We start from the raw sequence: 16509 nt of genomic DNA, 5'->3' as shown, positions 1-16509 counted from the left end.
GGTGTCAGAACAGCAAGAGAGGTCTAGCGTGGACTTTAACCTAAACGAAGATCAACAAGCATTTGCCGATATGGCGCACCAATTTGCAATGAGCGAGCTTGCTCCACATGCAGCAAAATGGGATCAAGAGCACATTTTTCCAAAAGACGTAATTCAAAAAGCAGGTGAGCTTGGTTTTTGCGGTCTATATACGCCTGAAGAGGCAGGTGGTCTGGGTTTATCTCGCCTTGACTCAAGTATTATTTTTGAACAACTTTCAATGGGTTGTACAGCGACAACCGCCATGTTGACTATCCATAACATGGCAACGTGGATGATAGCGAGCTTTGCAACGGAAGAAACCAAAGCAAAATATATGGATCAGTTAGTAACAGGTGAGCTACTGGCTTCTTACTGTCTAACAGAGCCTGGTTCTGGCTCTGATGCTGCATCGCTGAAAACAAAAGCAATAAAAGAAGGCGACGAGTACGTTTTGTCTGGCTCTAAGATGTTTATCTCAGGCGCGGGTGAAACTGACGTATTGGTAGTAATGGCAAGAACTGGTGAAGCAGGTCCAAAAGGTATTTCGGCCTTTGTTGTACCTGCCGATGCTGATGGCGTTATTTATGGCAAAGCAGAAGAAAAAATGGGGTGGAACGCTCAACCTACGCGCCTTATCACGCTTGAAAATGTCCGTATCCCAGCTGCCAACCTGCTAGGCCAAGAAGGCGAAGGCTTCAAATTTGCGATGCAAGGCCTTGATGGTGGTCGTATTAATATTGCAACTTGCTCGATTGGTACAGCCCAGCAAGCACTTAATACCGCCAAGCAGTATATGCAAGAGCGTTCTCAGTTTGGTAAACCATTAGCGGCGTTCCAAGCACTGCAATTTAAAATTGCAGATATGAATACAGAACTTGTGGCTGCACGCCAAATGGTTCGACTTGCGGCATTTAAGCTGGATAGCAACGACCCAGAAAAGACCACTTATTGCGCAATGGCGAAGCGTTTTGCCACTGATGTGGGCACTAAGGTGTGTGATGATGCACTGCAAATTCATGGCGGTTACGGGTATATCAAAGAATATCCACTTGAACGTCATTTACGTGACGTACGTGTTCATCAGATCCTTGAAGGTACAAACGAAATCATGCGTGTAATTATTGCACGTCGGATCTTAGCTGAAGGCGCGGCAAGCGTCCTATAAGGAGAGTATCATGACTGCACAATTAAAACTCGAAAAACAAGGCCATACTGCCGTTGTTACTATGTCAAATCCACCTGCGAATACGTGGACAAAAGACACACTAATTGCACTTAAAGATCTAGTTATCGAATTGAACGCAGATAAAGAAATCTATTCGTTAGTGATCACTGGCGAAGGTGAAAAGTTCTTTTCAGCAGGTGCGGATCTAAACGTATTTGCCGACGGTGACAAAGGAGTCGCTGCGGATATGTCTCGAGTATTTGGCGAAGCGTTTGAAACACTCAGCGACTTTAGAGGCGTATCTATTGCTGCTATCAATGGTTTTGCAATGGGTGGCGGTTTAGAAGTAGCACTAGCATGCGATATCCGCATCGCCGAAGCTCAAGCACAAATGGCACTCCCTGAGGCGAAAGTAGGGTTGTTACCTTGTGCTGGCGGCACACAAAACTTGTCGTGGCTTGTAGGCGAAGGCTGGGCAAAACGCATGATTTTATGCGGTGAGCGCTTAAAAGCTGATAAAGCACAGCAAATTGGCTTAGTTGAAGAAGTGGTCGAGCAGGGTAAAGCACTGGAAGCTGCGCTTGAACTTGCTAAGAAAGTAGAAGATCAAAGTCCAGTTGCGGTCACGGCTTGTAAGGCTCTAATTCAAAAAGGCCGCACTGGCACAATCAATAGCGCATTGCCGCTTGAACGCGAACTTTTCGTAACACTATTCGATACGCAAGATCAAAAAGAAGGCGTAAACGCGTTTTTAGAGAAGCGCAAAGCGAATTGGGTAAATGGCTAATGATTGAATTTGAGCTAATAAATCACGAAGAGGCGCCGGTTATATTCGAACAGGCAACGTGCCATAACGGGATGAAAATAGCGCTGGCGACATTAAATGCACCAAAAGCGTTAAATGCCTTAAACCTTGATATGATCCGTTTGCTCGCGCCACAACTAGACGCTTGGGCAAACGACCCGCAAATAGCAATGGTTATGCTAAAAGGTGCTGGAGAGAAGGCGTTTTGTGCCGGCGGCGATGTCGTGAGTTTATATCGCGAAATGTCGTCTGATACGAGTAACGCATTAATCGAAACCTTTTTTAGTGAAGAGTATCGGTTAGATTATCAAATCCATAACTATGATAAGCCAATCCTACTTTGGGGTAATGGCATCATCATGGGGGGCGGACTGGGCTTAACGGCCGGCGCAAGCCATAAAGTGATGACCGAAACGTCGCGCATCGCGATGCCGGAAATTACCATTGGCTTATACCCTGATGTGGGAGGGAGCTATTTCCTCAATAAGATGCCAAAAGGCGTTGGACTATTCTTGGGTCTCACCGCTGCAAACATTAACGCTGCGGATGCCAAGCTGGTTGGGCTCGCCGATCATTTTATGGACTCAGAAAAACTGAGCTTACTGTTACAAAACCTAGTTGAAGTGAACTGGGGCAAAACCAATGTATTAAATCATGAAAAGCTTACTCAGTTGCTGTTGTCACTAGATGAAGCGTCTCATGCGCCGCCAAAAAGCGAAATTAAACCGCTTATCAAGGTGTTCGAAGCGCTTGATGATAAACGTGAATTATCAGAGCAAGTTGAGTTTATTTTGGCGTTGGATAGCACTGACAACAAATGGCTAAGCAAGGCACAAGCTGCATTAAAGCATGGTTCACCATTAAGTGCTGCATTGGTTAAAGCTCAGCTCACTAGAAGTGCAGGCAAAACACTAAGAGACTGTTTTAAGCAGGAATTAGGAATGTCGGTAACGGCTGGCGAGTTTGGTGAGTTTCAAGAGGGTGTTCGTGCGCTGCTTATCGATAAAGATGGCAAGCCCAATTGGCGATTTAAATCTGTCGCCGAGGTTACAGACGATGCAATAGAACGCTTTTTTGCACCTCGCTGGGATGAAAACGATCACCCATTGCGTGACTTATAAGGAGTGACTTAAATGGCACAAGTAGGATTTATCGGCTTAGGTAATATGGGTGGTCCAATGGCCATTAACCTATTAAAGGCTGGCCACCAAGTATGTGTATTCGATTTGAACCCAGAGGCCGTTGCGACGCTTGAAGCAAGTGGCGCGACGAAGGCGACGGTTGTGAGCGATGTATGTCGCGAAGCTGATTATGTGATCAGTATGCTGCCTGCAGGCAAACATGTTCGAGCAGTGTATACCGGTGATGACGGATTAATCAATTACCTTAGCAAAAACACACAAGTAATTGATTGCTCGACCATTGATGCTGGATCTGCTCAGTTTGTTGGCAACAAGTTGGCAGAATCGGGTATTTCATTTGTCGATGCGCCAGTGTCTGGCGGTGTGGCAGGTGCAGCGGCCGGTACCTTAACTTTTATTGTCGGTGGTAATAAAGCGGACTTTGAACGTGCGCATGTGGTACTGACCAATATGGGTAAGAATATCTTCCATGCTGGAGATATTGGTGCCGGACAAGTCGCTAAGATATGTAACAATATGCTGTTATCAATACTAATGGCGGGCACAAGTGAAGCGCTGCAGATGGGTGTAGATCATGGCTTAGATCCTAAAGTATTGAGCGAAATCATGCTAAACAGCTCTGGTCGTAACTGGACGCTAGAGCTATACAACCCATGTCCTGACGTACTAGAAAATGTGCCTTCTTCGAACGGTTATAAGCCGGGCTTTATGGTTGATTTAATGGCTAAAGATCTTGGTCTTGCGATGCAATCTGCGCAGCAAACGAATTCTGCGACGCCCATGGGGGCTCTGGCGAAGAATTTGTATAACTTGATGCAAAATCAAGGCAAAGGCAGTGAAGACTTTAGTGCGATTTTTAAGCTTTATTCAGAGAAATAGGACACTATGGATATTAACAATAAAACAGTTGTGATCACCGGTGGTGCGCAAGGCTTAGGTCTTGCCATGGCGACTGAAATGGCAAAGCATGGGGCAAAACTTGCCCTGATTGATATGCAAGAAGACGTTTTAGCAGAAGCGAAGCACGAACTAGCTCAATTCGGCACCCAAGTTAACACGTATGTCGCTAATGTTAGTCAAGAATCAGACGTCGAAAATGTGTTTAATGCGATCGTAAATGACTTCGGCGATATTTCGGTATTAATTAATAATGCGGGTATTTTGCGTGACGGTTTGCTACTCAAAGCAAAAGATGGGCAAGTCATCGACAAAATGTCGCTTTCGCAATTTCAATCCGTTATTGATGTCAACCTCACGGGTGTTTTCCTGTGCGGTCGCGAAGCTGCTGTCAAAATGGTAGAAGCGGGTAATGGTGGCGTGATCATTAATATGTCGAGCGTTGCACGCGCTGGTAATATGGGACAAACCAATTATTCAGCGGCAAAGTCTGGAGTCGTTGCGATGACTACCAGTTGGGCTAAAGAATTAGGTCGTTTTGGTATTCGCGTGGGCGCAATTGCGCCAGGTGTGATCCGTACAAAAATGACCGATGCAATGAAGCCTGAAGCCAAAGAGCGCCTAGTGAAAATGAAGCCAGTAGGGCGTCTTGGCGAAGCGCAAGAAATTGCCCATACTGCAAAATATATCATTGAAAACGATTTCTTTACGGGACGTGTCGTTGAGATTGACGGCGGCATTCGCTTGTAATGAAAAAATAGGCTTGGTTTTACAACTTGTAGTCCAAGTTCCTACTTGAGTGTGTGAAGCGGCAATGCAAATTGCCGCTTTTTTATTTGAAAGACATTAAATTAGTTAGGAGAAGTGCTTGAAGTTATCTGGAATACATCACGTCGCTGTTATTTGTTCTGACTACCAAAGATCAAAAGTGTTTTATACCGAAGTACTTGGTTTGCACGTACTCAGGGAGAACTATCGAAAAGATAGAGCGTCCTATAAATTAGATCTTGCGCTGCCTGATGGGAGCCAGGTTGAGTTGTTTTCGTTTCCAAATCCTCCCAAGCGACCATCACATCCAGAGGCGCAAGGGCTGAGGCATTTAGCATTTAGTGTATCAGATATTGATGCTTGTATTGCACACCTTGTGCAGTATCAAGTTGCTGTAGAGCCTGTTCGAATAGATGAATATACAGGCAAACGGTTTACCTTTTTCAGCGATCCTGATGGTTTGCCGCTGGAGCTTTATGAGCAATGTTAGTTAACTACTCTAAAAGGGTTAAATTATGTATGAGATATTAGTGGCGATGGAAATTCATAACAGCGAGCGATATGCCAAATATCGTGAAGCGATGAAGCCAATTTTAAGACAATATGGTGGTGGATTTAGTAACGATTTTCATATTGCAGAAACCTTTCTAACAGAGGGACAGTGTCAAGCTAATCGACTTTTTACCATATATTTTCCTGATCAAGCTTCAATGGAGTCCTTCTTCAGTGATGCTGAATATGTAGAGGTAAAAGCGCGATACTTTGAAGATAGCGTCAGTGGGTTCGATATTTTGGCAAGCTACATTAGGTAAGGCTAAAACAAGGAGCAAAATTGGGTAAAGTTTATTCTATGTGGGTCGATAACATTTAATAACTCCGCGGTAAAATGAATTTGTAACAAGGATATAGGTTATGAATATAAGACCACCATATCAAATGAATAACGGCAATGTTGTAAACTCAACATCGTCAGAAAAACTACATGAAAAGGTCAGAGAAGTTGCGACAAATAGGGCCGACGATGAGCCCAATCAATTACCTAGTTCAGACAATGAATTAACTATTGATTTTTCTTACACACAATCACCAGTCACATACAGTAAAGAATTTTTTCTCAACCTAGACCTCAGCATGATTGGGCTTAAGCGCTATGGGATTCATCGAGAGCATATGGGGACGGATGAAAATGGCCATATTTATAAAGATACCTATGGTGATTTTGAAGGAAGAGAGAAAATTGACGAATTTCTAGCTATTTTCGATCGTTTGGACGAAGAACAAAAAATAAAGTTTTCCCACTTTAAACCAACTGAAGCACTTCTTGATGTTGCTAACAGATTAACTGATGAGGAGCTTGGACAGCTCACCGATTTTATTGTCGAGTCGTTGTCTATCAACATACTTGATCCAAAAAAGGATGATTATTCTACCAAGCTAATAAATAAGCTTAGCAATATGTCAGATGAGGTATTAAAAGATACGGTGAGGACCATGTCTAAGCTGATGGAGCAAGCTAACAATAAAGTCTTCGCAGAACCAAATTTACCAGCTTATCTGCTTGATAAAGACGGCCATGCTGATTTCGATTTAAATGTAAGAGATTTGGGCTTTTTTGAAGATGTAAATGAGTATGGTGACATGAACAACCAATTATTAAATGACTATGCAAAATTTGTCATTGATAACAAATTCTCAGACGGTGATCTTTTAGATCTGAACGCGCATATAGCAAATTCTGATTTTGATACGAGTCGTGGCATGCTAGATATGGCAACCTTGGTTAAGGCAAATGACCGAACTACTTTTATAGAAATGTTAAACGAAGTGGATACGCGGGAGCCGAATAACCTGTTCGCAAGATTGAGCAAACTCAATTACGAAAATGAGAACACAGAATACTTTAGAACTGACAATCGAGAATACGTTAAATTTAAAGGTGCACCAGCTGACGATAACGAAAAAAGTAGGTTATACAATCAGCTGATAAAAGCCTATGAAAATCAGGGGCTCGGTTGGATGAATGACGTAATGGAGCAGTCAGAAGGTATGCCTGTGCGAGCTGAGCTCAATATGTGGCTATCTATTTTAGAAGATGTTGAAGAAAACCCCGGTGCGTTTAAACGCTCAGATTCTGTCGAAACTTGGATGGAGCGCAATTTAGCTGGAATTGTAAATGACTACTATCAAGGCATAAAAGAAAAGGTATATGCGCATAATGAGGAACTAGATAACTTTCTCAATATGTCTATGCTTGAAAGAATTGAACTCGATACAACTGAACTTGACGAACAAACTCCTATAGCTGAATAGAGAAAGATCTATTACATCCCGAATATTGTTCTACACTTAATTAAGAACGAAACAAGCTAGTTAATTCAAAGGCTTGTTTCGAGTTGAGTCTTGACTATATAACGCAGCAACTTCGTTAAGGGAGAGTTTAATGCGCGGCGTGATATTTAGAGGTTTAGAAGAATTAGTTGTAGAAGCGATTGGCATGCAAGCTTGGGATGAGTTACTCGAAGCACATGCACCTGAGGGAAGGGTTTATGTTTCCCCTACATCCTACCCAGATGCAGAGTTATTTGCGTTAGCGCAAGGCGTTGCTGACAAATTGAATAAGCCATTGACAGATGTATTGGCCATTTTCGGACAGTCGTTATTTGGATTTTTAGCGGAAAAGCACAAAGGTATTTCATCAAAATTTACGTCGTTTGAAGAATTGGTTTTATCTATCGATAGCGTGATACACATGGAGGTAAAAAAGCTTTACGATGAACCGAACCTCCCCTCAATTGCGGCGATAGTGAAAGATGACAAAACTATCGTATTAGAGTATTGCTCGAATCGTAAATTGTGTTTTTGTGCGGAAGGGCTTCTTTATGGTGCCGCCCAATTTTACAGTCGCAAACTAAAAATTGAACATCCACAGTGCATGCACAGCGGCGCTAAACATTGCGTACTCATTCTTCATTTGGATTAATTCGATGTCTGAATATAACGACTACAAAAAGGCGTATCTAAGAGAGCGTCGTGCACGTGATGAAGTCGAGTCATTACTTGAAGAGAAAACGCGAGCGTTATATCTAGCCAATCAAACACTTGAACGTCAATTAGCGCAACTTAAGAATCAACAAGCCGTATTAATAAACAACGAACGTATGGCGACGTTAGGGACACTATCAGCAGGCGTTGCGCATGAATTAAATAACCCTTTGGCATATGTGGCAGGTAACCTTGAGTCACTTAATTATTATATCTCGCCCATATTACAGTTGCTTGAGACAGTAAAATTACTTGAGCAAAATGAATTGAGAGGAGATCAATTGGAAGCTCGCCTTATTGATATATATTTAAGGCAACGTATTGACGAAATTACGAATGATTTGCCAGATCTCGTTCACGATACGCTGCACGGCTGCGAGCGAATTAAAACCATAGTAAACGATTTAATGAATTTCTCCCGCTCCAATAATGATAGTTTCGGTAGGGCGTCTCTAAAGTCTATTGTTGAAGACACGCTTCGTTTACTTCATGGTCAACTTAAGGGATACGAGCTGACCGTCGCGGTCGAAGATGTGCCAACTATCTATTGCAAGGAGGGAGCGCTAAAACAAGCGATCATCAATCTTTTGGTGAATGCTAAATATGCGGTAGACATGAGCCATAAATCGCATAAATCAATAGAAGTGTTACTCGCACCGGGTAACGATCAAGATATTATCTTAAGCGTTAGCGACAACGGAATTGGAATTGATGCTGATGTGCTTCCTAGATTGTTCGATCCTTTTTTTACGACTAAGCCTGTCGGTGAAGGTACGGGTATGGGACTTGCCATTACTCATGCGATTGTAAAAGAGCACAAAGGGAAAATTGATGTTCAGAGCCAAGAAGGCGTAGGTAGTCAGTTTACTATTTCCTTTCCTCTGGAGCAGTGAAAAGCTTGCGCCTGTCCCTATTTTATAATACGTTAATCGACTAAATCAGATATATCTCAGTGATTTTCATCTGAGGTTTCGAGCCTCATCTTTTAATACTCAAACGTAATAGGGAAATTATGACGGTTGAAATGAAAGTACCCGTGTTGCCTGAGTTAATAGATACTGCAAAAATTGCAACACTCTATGTAGCCGAAGGACATCAAGTTGCAAAAAATCAAGTCTTATGTGATATCGAAACGAGTAAGGTCGTATTGGAGCTACGAGCGCCAGAAGCCAGCCGTATCGGTAAAATCGTGGTGAACGAAGGCGATGTTTTGAAAGCCGATGCGCTTATTATGTCAATCACTCCAGATCCAGAATTAAACCACTTAGTTGCACTTGAGCCGAAGAGAGTTCATCGGTTGCTCAGTAATGAAGGCATCACAACTGACCATAAGTTGAAAGGAAAAGGCAATATTGATGTGCAGATCGATGTATTACCCGATTTTGTTGATAGCGCAACGATTATTGAAATCTATGTCAAAGAAGGAGATAAGGTTGCTTGTGGCGATAGGCTTTGCGATGTTTATACTGACAAGGTCATCCTCGAAGTTTGTGCTCCCAATGATGGCGTAGTGTGCGATTTTATCAAAAAGCTTGAGCAAGCAGTCGTTGCAGGTGAAACGATCGTCACTTTGTATCACCCCGAGTATATTGGGCCTGAGACTACACTTCCTGAATCGAAAGAAGATAATATTGATGCCTTAATAGCTCAAGTATTGTTAGATCCAGCTTTGGATAATGAACCTTCTACGCTGGTCGAGTTCAATAGGCCTTCTCATCAGGCTACATGCGATAATTTAGAAGCGCATAACGACATAGCGGCAGTTGAAGCAACCGATAGCACGGTTATTGACACACAGCTTAAAAATGAATCTCCCCCTCTTAGTACTCAAACTGGCGATAGCTATGTTGATTTAACAAATGACCATGTTAGTTCAGCTTCAACGCCTTTACGAGCAGAGTCTACAGTTATTGAGCGCATAGGGGAGGGTAACAACAGCGGAGTCGGAGGGGCAAGCTCTGGCAAAGTGTTTACGTTTGCCGCCAGTGTAATCGTTATTGCGCTGGCGGGTTATTTTTTGCTGATATAGCTTCGCGCTTGTAGCATCTGCAAAGAAGTTAACCAGCTATTTTACTCAAAAAGGAGATTTTTAATGAGTTATAATGTCATTGCATATCAAGTCGATGCAGAAAAAGTAAAAGCGGTGTGGGGAAGTAAAGATCAGCAATTTTTGCAACGATTTTTATCCAAATACCGAGATGAAATCGCAGGACAAGAAGACGAGCTGGATGTTAAGGGATATGCCGCTTGCATGGCGAATATTATAAATGGAACGAGTACGGATGAGGACGACGAAGACAACTTTATTTACGGTTATCTATATGAAATGCTGTGCCAAGAATTTGGTGAGATGGTTCGCCATGATGACTTTCTAGACATAATGGAAGATGTGACGCCATCTAATCATAAAGCATTTATTCCTATCCCCAAAAATGATGATTGGCCTGAATTCTACAGCGTCCCTCTTGAAGAATTAGAGCAGGGTCGACAGGTCTTTCTTGGCAGTGACGAAACATACACTAAAGAAACCTCCTATATAGAAACGGTAAACTTCATTTTCGATACAGCAGTTCAAAACCACAAAGCTTTGGTTTTCTTTGGTTATTGATTTGAGGTCTCAATCTACTGATTAAAATTTTTTACAATACATACGGCGCTGTTTGGAGCAGCGCTAATAGCCTCTACATGAAAAGACGATAAGTAACAATAATCTAGCCATAGTCAGTATTCCTTGAGTTTAAGTAATCATGTTGATGTGGCTAGAATAGAAAAAGAAACTTTCTCGAAACTTACAGCTCAGTAATTAATCATATAAATGCAAAATTCATTCGTTCGTATTGCCGTGATGGCTGCAAAAGCTTAGTATCAGGTAACTTTGCAAGCGCTCGAGTGCTTGATATATAAGAATCAAAACCGATTTGCTGAATAATTTGCTATGAAACGCACTGCGTAAATAACAATAAAGTAAAAAGCAAATAGGTAATCTAAAAGAATAAAAGGGCGAACAATGAGTGAAGAACAAAACCAACCGCAGCAAGAGACATTAACACCAGAACAACAGCAGCAAAGATCAATACAATGGCAGCGTAGCTGCGTACAAGCTGCACAAAAACACCTCGCGGATAAAGGAGTGTTACCGCAAAGTATAATTGAAAAAGAATGTCGTTATATTGAGCCATTGGTTGCGCTTTGGAAAATCAAAGGTCAAAACGGCAAAAAGTATTGGGTGATCACAGGTAATCTACCGACGGATCATATTGAGGCTTCCGCTGCAGCGACAGCACGTGAAGCACTGCGCTATTTTTCATTCCATTGGCAAATGAAAGCAGAAGAAATTATGTCTGCAAAGCCAGTAGAAAAAACACAAGCCCAGTTTGCTAATCTACTAGTAAACCGAGCTCATGGTCTATATGACCTTTTCGCTAAAGATGAACTTTGGGCTAATGAAGCATCGTAAACGGTTCCATCTTGAGTGATTGAATAGGGCATTTCAAGCGCTGTCTTGGAATGCCAGCTTCCATAAATACGTGCCCATGCGTGGAAAACCCCGACTGTAAAAATTCGGGCACTTCATCCAAAATGCATTGGATAAAAACATCTTCAAAGCCTTTGTCTTTTGCCAAGTCAACAAGTCCCCCGATCAACGAAGCATAAGCATCTCGATTACGGTGAGATTTGAATATGGCAATGCGGCTTAATAACCCGTCTTCGCACAGTCTCCCTGTGCCAACTGGCCCATCGAATTCGTCAATAATGATTAAGTGCTCAGCAGTGATATCCTGCTGATCAAATTCGACTTCTTTAGGAATATGAAGTTCATACACAAATACGCGCTCGCGTATCGCTTTTAGCTCCAATTTTTTGGTTTGCCAAGTTACTCTACTGATCCTATAACTCATACTGCCCCCATCTACAGATTGCACCTGCATTCCCTGTTTAGCGACAAGCTAGAGCTTGCGAAAACCTTGAAGATCAAGGATTTCGCGGCATATTGTTGTTTTTGTGAACGCGGCTATCTTGTTCTAACAGGCTCTACTCCCAGCCCTCATCGAAGTCAGCATCGGCTGGATCACTGTCTTCAACGAAGTAGGTCCCATCATTAATCAGTTTAGTTAACGTTTGTTTAAATTCCAAACTATTTAATGCAGGAATTATTGCATTAAACTCAAACACAACATGATCGCTTAGCTGCTTTACGGCATCTAAACAATGATGGTCTAATTCATAGTTTTCACCATTAACACTGAACAAAATATGATCGTCACAGATTTGGTAAATAGCACGTACTCCTCCAGCGCGATAAATCAATGGGTTATCTTTGGCGATCTCGAGAAGCTCCAGAGGATCAATTATGGGGTCTAATGGCGCGAGATCCATCTCATGTTTTGGTTCGCTGAGTGTCTTTCCAAGCCATTGACTGTATAGTGCCTTATCTTCAAGTAAAGCATTGAGCAGAGACTTTATCTGTTGTTGGTCGCTGCAGGTGACTTCGCCAATAGACGCTCTGAGTTGTAATTCTGGATCGCTAAAACGGCGTTTGCCAGCTTCCATATCAATTACGTGATCAGCAAAGCTTGAAAGTAAGTCTTTTTGATCAGGCGCTCGAAAGCCAACTGAGTAGTTTAAAGCATCCTCAACTGCATAACCTTCGTGAGGACAAGCTGGCGGAATATATAAGATATCACCCGGTTCAAGAACTGCATCAATGACCGCTTCGAATTGCTCTACTTGTAATAGACTCTTGTTGCGCGCAAATTGCTTTAGGCTGTTGTCCCGTTCGCCAACTCGCCAATGACGTTTACCTTGTCCTTGAATTATAAAAACATCATATTGATCTAAGTGCGGACCAACGCCACCACCAGGAGTCGAAAAGCTAATCATCAAATCGTCTATGCGCCAATTTGGTATGAATCTAAACGCTTCTATTAATTGTGCGGCTTGTGGGTGCCAGTGATCAACGGCTTGGACCAATAGGGTGCTGTTACTATCGGTGAGTAAATCAAATTGTTCAAAAGGGCCGTGATGAGCTTCCCAGTTATTATCGTGATTAGTGACAATTCGAGATTCTATGCATTCTTCAGTTGCAAGGCCGGCAAGTTCTTCTGGCTCAATTGGGTCTTCAAAGTCTCGGAATCCTTGTTTGATGAGTAATGGCTTCTTTTGCCAATACTGGGCAAGAAATTGTTCGAAGGTAAGGTCATTAATTTGCAGTTGATACATAGGGAAATTCCAGTAATAAAAAAGCGAAAGAGTGCACTCTTTCGCTTATTCTATACCAAGTAGTAAAAAGCTGGTGTCGCTTTATACTTAGTTTAGTTCGTCAATGAACGCTTCAGCACGACCGATATAGTTTGCTGGCGTCATTTCTTTCATTTGTGCTTTTACTTCATTTGGCAAGTCTAGGTTATCGATGAAGTCAGCCATGATTTCTTTGTTTACGCGTTTACCACGAGTAAGATCTTTTAGCTTTTCATATGGCTTTTCGATACCGTACTTACGCATTACCGTTTGGATTGGCTCTGCAAGTAGTTCCCAGTTATCATCAAGCTCAGCAAGCAAACGATCAGCATTGACTTCTAACTTGCTAACGCCTTTTAACGTTGCTTGATACGCGATAAGCGCATAACCCATACCAACACCTAAGTTACGTAAAACCGTTGAGTCGGTTAGGTCACGTTGCCAGCGTGAAACAGGTAGTTTTTGTGCAAGATGCGCAAAGATAGCGTTAGCAATGCCAAGGTTACCTTCAGAGTTTTCAAAGTCGATAGGGTTAACTTTGTGAGGCATTGTTGAAGAACCAATCTCACCAGCAATGGTTTTTTGCTTGAAGTGGTTTAGCGCGATATAACCCCAAACGTCACGGTCAAAGTCAATTAAGATAGTATTGAAGCGTGCAATCGCATCGAATAGCTCAGCGATATAGTCATGCGGTTCGATTTGTGTTGTGAACGGGTTCCAAGTCAAACCTAGGCTCGATACAAAACGTTCACTGTGTGCATGCCAATCGTAATCAGGGTAAGCGCTTAGGTGAGCATTATAGTTGCCAACGGCACCATTGATTTTACCAAGCATTTGTACGTTAGCGATTTGCTGGCGTTGACGTTGCAGACGAACATACACGTTTGCAAACTCTTTACCCATGGTTGATGGTGAAGCAGGTTGGCCGTGTGTACGAGTCATCATTGGAATTGACTTATACTCAACCGCTTTGTCTTTGATTGCGCTCAGTAGCTCATCACAGTATGGCAGTAATACCGTGTCACGCGCTTCAGTTAGCATTAGGCCATGAGAAAGGTTGTTGATGTCCTCAGAGGTACATGCAAAATGAATAAATTCATTGACGGCATTTAGCTCGGCATTGTCAGCTACTTTTTCTTTAAGAAGGTATTCTACAGCTTTAACGTCGTGGTTAGTGGTGCGCTCAATCTCTTTTACGCGTGCTGCGTCTGCTTCGCTGAAGTTTTCAACGATGCTATCAAGAAGTGCGTTGGCTTCATCGCTGAAAGCAGGTACTTCTTTAATGGCGTCGCTGCTCGCTAGCGCTTGTAGCCAACGAACTTCTACGATGACGCGGTATTTGATCAAGCCAAATTCACTGAAGATGCTTCTCAGTTCTTTGGTCTTGCTACCATAGCGACCATCCACAGGAGAGATAGCGGTTAACGCTGAAAGCTCCATAATAACTCCTAACTATTTGTTTTTGAACGATACTTAGATAGTGGTATTAGAACCACTACGAATTTTATACCAACTTGATTAATTAAGTGGTCTACTTTGAGGCGATAAAATCTAGTCGATAACACCGCTTCCGCATCCTGCTCACGCCAAGGTACCTACATCCATATAGGCAAGGCGAAAATTTTGCTATTTAGTTGTTCTAAATAAGAAATTCTTAGCCCTGTTAGCGTCAGATTTGCTCCTTCAAATTGAGCAAGTATTAAGACAAATTGGTATTACATATAACTTTTTGCAGCAGTAATGATTTTCTTTTTCGCAAAAAAGAAATGACGACGTTTACCGCCGAGCTGGCGCCACAATACTGCACTACGGATCCCCGCAAGTAATAGCGCCCGAATTTTTTGTTGTGTTGCTGTTTGTTTTAATAGCTCAGGCTTACCGAATACTTGGATCTTAGGGCCAAGAGGGCTTATTACTTGACCGTAAATGTTGGCAAGTGCGGCAACAACTTGGCTTTCACAGATATCAAAGTGTAATAACTGGCGCTCAACTTGCTGAATTTTTTGTGCTAACAAATCAAGAGATTTGCTATCGTTACTTAGCACTCGCTCTAATTGCATCATCGCGCCAACATATTTAACCATTTCAACGTCTTTTTCGCCGCCAGCCGAAAGCTGCTCAATTAGCGTTCGACAGCCTGTTTTGATGGCAAATTTGTCTGGGTAAACGTCCTCTGGGCGTTCAGGAGAAGTATTAATAATGCTTTTTAAAAAGCCCTCAACTTCATTTTCATTGAAGGTGCCGTAACGCGCACATTTTTGTACCAGTTTACTGATCTGACACATTGCCGCCAGAGGCATTACGTATTGGTTTTGCATTATTTAATCACCGACTCAATAATACCGCCGCCAAGGCACACGTCATTTGCGTAGAATACCGCAGATTGTCCGGGAGTTACGGCTTTTTGTGGCTCATCGAATAGCACACGTGCCATACCATCTTGGCCAACTAATAACGTACAAGGGATGTCGGTTTGGCGATAACGTGTTTTTACCGTGCAGCGAGTTGTACCTTGCGGACCTACGCGGTCGACCCAATGTAGTTGATTTGCGTTTAGACCATTGCTGAACAGGCGAGGGTGGTTTTTACCTTGACCAACAACCAGTACATTACGTTCGATATCTTTATCTACCACATACCAAGGTTCGCCGTTGCCTTCTTTAGAACCACCAATTAATAGACCCTTACGTTGACCTAGCGTGTGGTACATCAAGCCTTCATGTTCACCAACATGATTACCTTCGCAATCTTCAATCACACCAGGCTGCGCGGGCAAAAATTTGGCAAGGAAGTCTTTAAATTTGCGCTCACCGATAAAGCAGATCCCGGTTGAATCTTTTTTATCGTGTGTGATTAAGCCTTGGTCTTCTGCAATTTTACGCACTTCTGGCTTTTCAATTTCACCCACAGGGAAGAGTGTTTGCGCAATATGTTCATGGCTTAATGTGTAAAGGAAATAGCTTTGATCTTTGTTCTCGTCATCTCCACGAAGCATAACGAATTTACCGTCACGCTCTGCGCGACGAACATAGTGGCCAGTTGCGATATAGTCTGCACCCAACGCTTCTGCTGCAAACTGTAAAAAGGCTTTAAATTTGATTTCTTTGTTGCACATGATATCTGGGTTTGGTGTACGGCCAGCCTTGTATTCTTCAAGGAAGTGTTCAAACACATTATCCCAGTATTCAGCAGCAAAGTTTACGGTGTGTAGCTCAATACCTAGCTTATCACACACTGCCTGAGCATCTTTTAGATCTTCAGCTGCTGCACAATACTCATCATTGTCATCTTCTTCCCAGTTCTTCATAAACAGGCCTTCTACTTGGTAGCCTTGTTGTTTTAAAAGGTAGGCAGATACAGAAGAATCTACACCGCCGGACATTCCGACAATGACTTTAATGTGACTATTATCGCTCATAATTTCGCTATTA

General features: G+C 42.5%; 18 protein-coding genes. 13 read left to right on the top strand and 5 right to left on the bottom strand.

Annotated features, from left to right (window positions below; all coding sequences use genetic code 11):
• Window positions 1-28 precede the first annotated feature (28 nt).
• The 13 genes from GSF13_RS15635 to GSF13_RS15575 all read left to right on the top strand — a co-directional run bounded on the left by GSF13_RS15635 (window position 29) and on the right by GSF13_RS15575 (window position 11297).
• Entirely contained in the window at window positions 29-1186 is a 1158-nt protein-coding gene (locus GSF13_RS15635) for an acyl-CoA dehydrogenase family protein (protein ID WP_010604935.1), read from the top strand.
• A gap of 10 nt (window positions 1187-1196) precedes the next feature.
• On the top strand, window positions 1197-1973 hold the full coding sequence (locus GSF13_RS15630; protein WP_045988106.1) for an enoyl-CoA hydratase: 777 nt from the start codon (window positions 1197-1199) through the stop codon (window positions 1971-1973).
• Window positions 1973-3112, top strand: coding sequence for an enoyl-CoA hydratase/isomerase family protein (locus tag GSF13_RS15625; protein ID WP_174168768.1), 1140 nt, complete (start codon window positions 1973-1975; stop codon window positions 3110-3112). The genes GSF13_RS15630 and GSF13_RS15625 overlap by 1 nt, the downstream gene beginning before the upstream one ends.
• 12 nt (window positions 3113-3124) lie before the next feature.
• Complete coding sequence (mmsB, locus tag GSF13_RS15620; RefSeq protein ID WP_099029248.1) at window positions 3125-4012, top strand: 3-hydroxyisobutyrate dehydrogenase; 888 nt, start codon at window positions 3125-3127, stop codon at window positions 4010-4012.
• A 6-nt stretch (window positions 4013-4018) separates the two neighbouring features.
• Complete coding sequence (locus GSF13_RS15615) at window positions 4019-4780, top strand: SDR family oxidoreductase (protein ID WP_010604931.1); 762 nt, start codon at window positions 4019-4021, stop codon at window positions 4778-4780.
• 118 nt (window positions 4781-4898) lie between these two features.
• The gene (locus GSF13_RS15610; protein WP_010604930.1) at window positions 4899-5288 is read left to right on the top strand and encodes a VOC family protein; all 390 of its coding nucleotides are present in this window, start codon (window positions 4899-4901) and stop codon (window positions 5286-5288) included.
• A gap of 25 nt (window positions 5289-5313) precedes the next feature.
• Window positions 5314-5610: a DUF1330 domain-containing protein gene (locus tag GSF13_RS15605; protein WP_211866201.1), complete on the top strand. Its 297-nt coding sequence runs from the start codon at window positions 5314-5316 to the stop codon at window positions 5608-5610.
• Between the two features lie 100 nt (window positions 5611-5710).
• Window positions 5711-7108 carry a hypothetical protein gene (locus GSF13_RS15600; protein WP_211866199.1) on the top strand — a complete coding sequence of 466 codons (1398 nt, stop codon included), beginning with the start codon at window positions 5711-5713 and terminating at the stop codon, window positions 7106-7108.
• Between the two features lie 130 nt (window positions 7109-7238).
• Window positions 7239-7778, top strand: a complete 540-nt coding sequence (locus GSF13_RS15595) for a heme NO-binding domain-containing protein (RefSeq protein WP_010604927.1) — start codon at window positions 7239-7241, stop codon at window positions 7776-7778.
• A gap of 4 nt (window positions 7779-7782) precedes the next feature.
• Window positions 7783-8733 carry an ATP-binding protein gene (locus GSF13_RS15590; RefSeq protein WP_102056913.1) on the top strand — a complete coding sequence of 317 codons (951 nt, stop codon included), beginning with the start codon at window positions 7783-7785 and terminating at the stop codon, window positions 8731-8733.
• 119 nt (window positions 8734-8852) lie between these two features.
• Window positions 8853-9869: a biotin/lipoyl-containing protein gene (locus GSF13_RS15585; RefSeq protein ID WP_206472036.1), complete on the top strand. Its 1017-nt coding sequence runs from the start codon at window positions 8853-8855 to the stop codon at window positions 9867-9869.
• Window positions 9870-9932: 63 nt separating this feature from the next.
• Window positions 9933-10448 (top strand): hypothetical protein, encoded by a 516-nt coding sequence (locus GSF13_RS15580; protein ID WP_211866197.1) that lies wholly within the window; start codon window positions 9933-9935, stop codon window positions 10446-10448.
• A gap of 399 nt (window positions 10449-10847) precedes the next feature.
• Window positions 10848-11297 carry a DUF4826 family protein gene (locus GSF13_RS15575; RefSeq protein WP_010604923.1) on the top strand — a complete coding sequence of 150 codons (450 nt, stop codon included), beginning with the start codon at window positions 10848-10850 and terminating at the stop codon, window positions 11295-11297.
• Here GSF13_RS15575 and GSF13_RS15570 read toward each other — a convergent pair.
• The 5 genes from GSF13_RS15570 to mnmA form a co-directional block, all read right to left on the bottom strand.
• Window positions 11281-11739, bottom strand: a complete 459-nt coding sequence (locus GSF13_RS15570; protein ID WP_029215775.1) for a GNAT family acetyltransferase — start codon at window positions 11737-11739, stop codon at window positions 11281-11283. The genes GSF13_RS15575 and GSF13_RS15570 overlap by 17 nt on opposite strands.
• Window positions 11740-11872: 133 nt before the next feature.
• On the bottom strand, window positions 11873-13060 hold the full coding sequence (locus GSF13_RS15565; protein WP_211866195.1) for a cupin domain-containing protein: 1188 nt from the start codon (window positions 13058-13060) through the stop codon (window positions 11873-11875).
• Between the two features lie 87 nt (window positions 13061-13147).
• Complete coding sequence (purB, locus tag GSF13_RS15560) at window positions 13148-14518, bottom strand: adenylosuccinate lyase (protein ID WP_102056909.1); 1371 nt, start codon at window positions 14516-14518, stop codon at window positions 13148-13150.
• A 275-nt stretch (window positions 14519-14793) separates the two neighbouring features.
• Window positions 14794-15396, bottom strand: a complete 603-nt coding sequence (gene hflD / locus GSF13_RS15555; protein ID WP_206471232.1) for a high frequency lysogenization protein HflD — start codon at window positions 15394-15396, stop codon at window positions 14794-14796.
• Entirely contained in the window at window positions 15396-16496 is a 1101-nt protein-coding gene (gene mnmA / locus GSF13_RS15550) for a tRNA 2-thiouridine(34) synthase MnmA (protein ID WP_010379287.1), read from the bottom strand. The genes hflD and mnmA overlap by 1 nt, the downstream gene beginning before the upstream one ends.
• Window positions 16497-16509: the final 13 nt, after the last annotated feature.

Origin of the sequence: Pseudoalteromonas sp. M8 (assembly GCF_018141365.1) — a bacterium.
In the GTDB taxonomy this organism is placed as follows: Bacteria; Pseudomonadota; Gammaproteobacteria; order Enterobacterales; family Alteromonadaceae; genus Pseudoalteromonas.
Note: the sequence above shows the minus strand (reverse complement) of the source record. Positions and strands in the feature narration are given on the sequence as shown.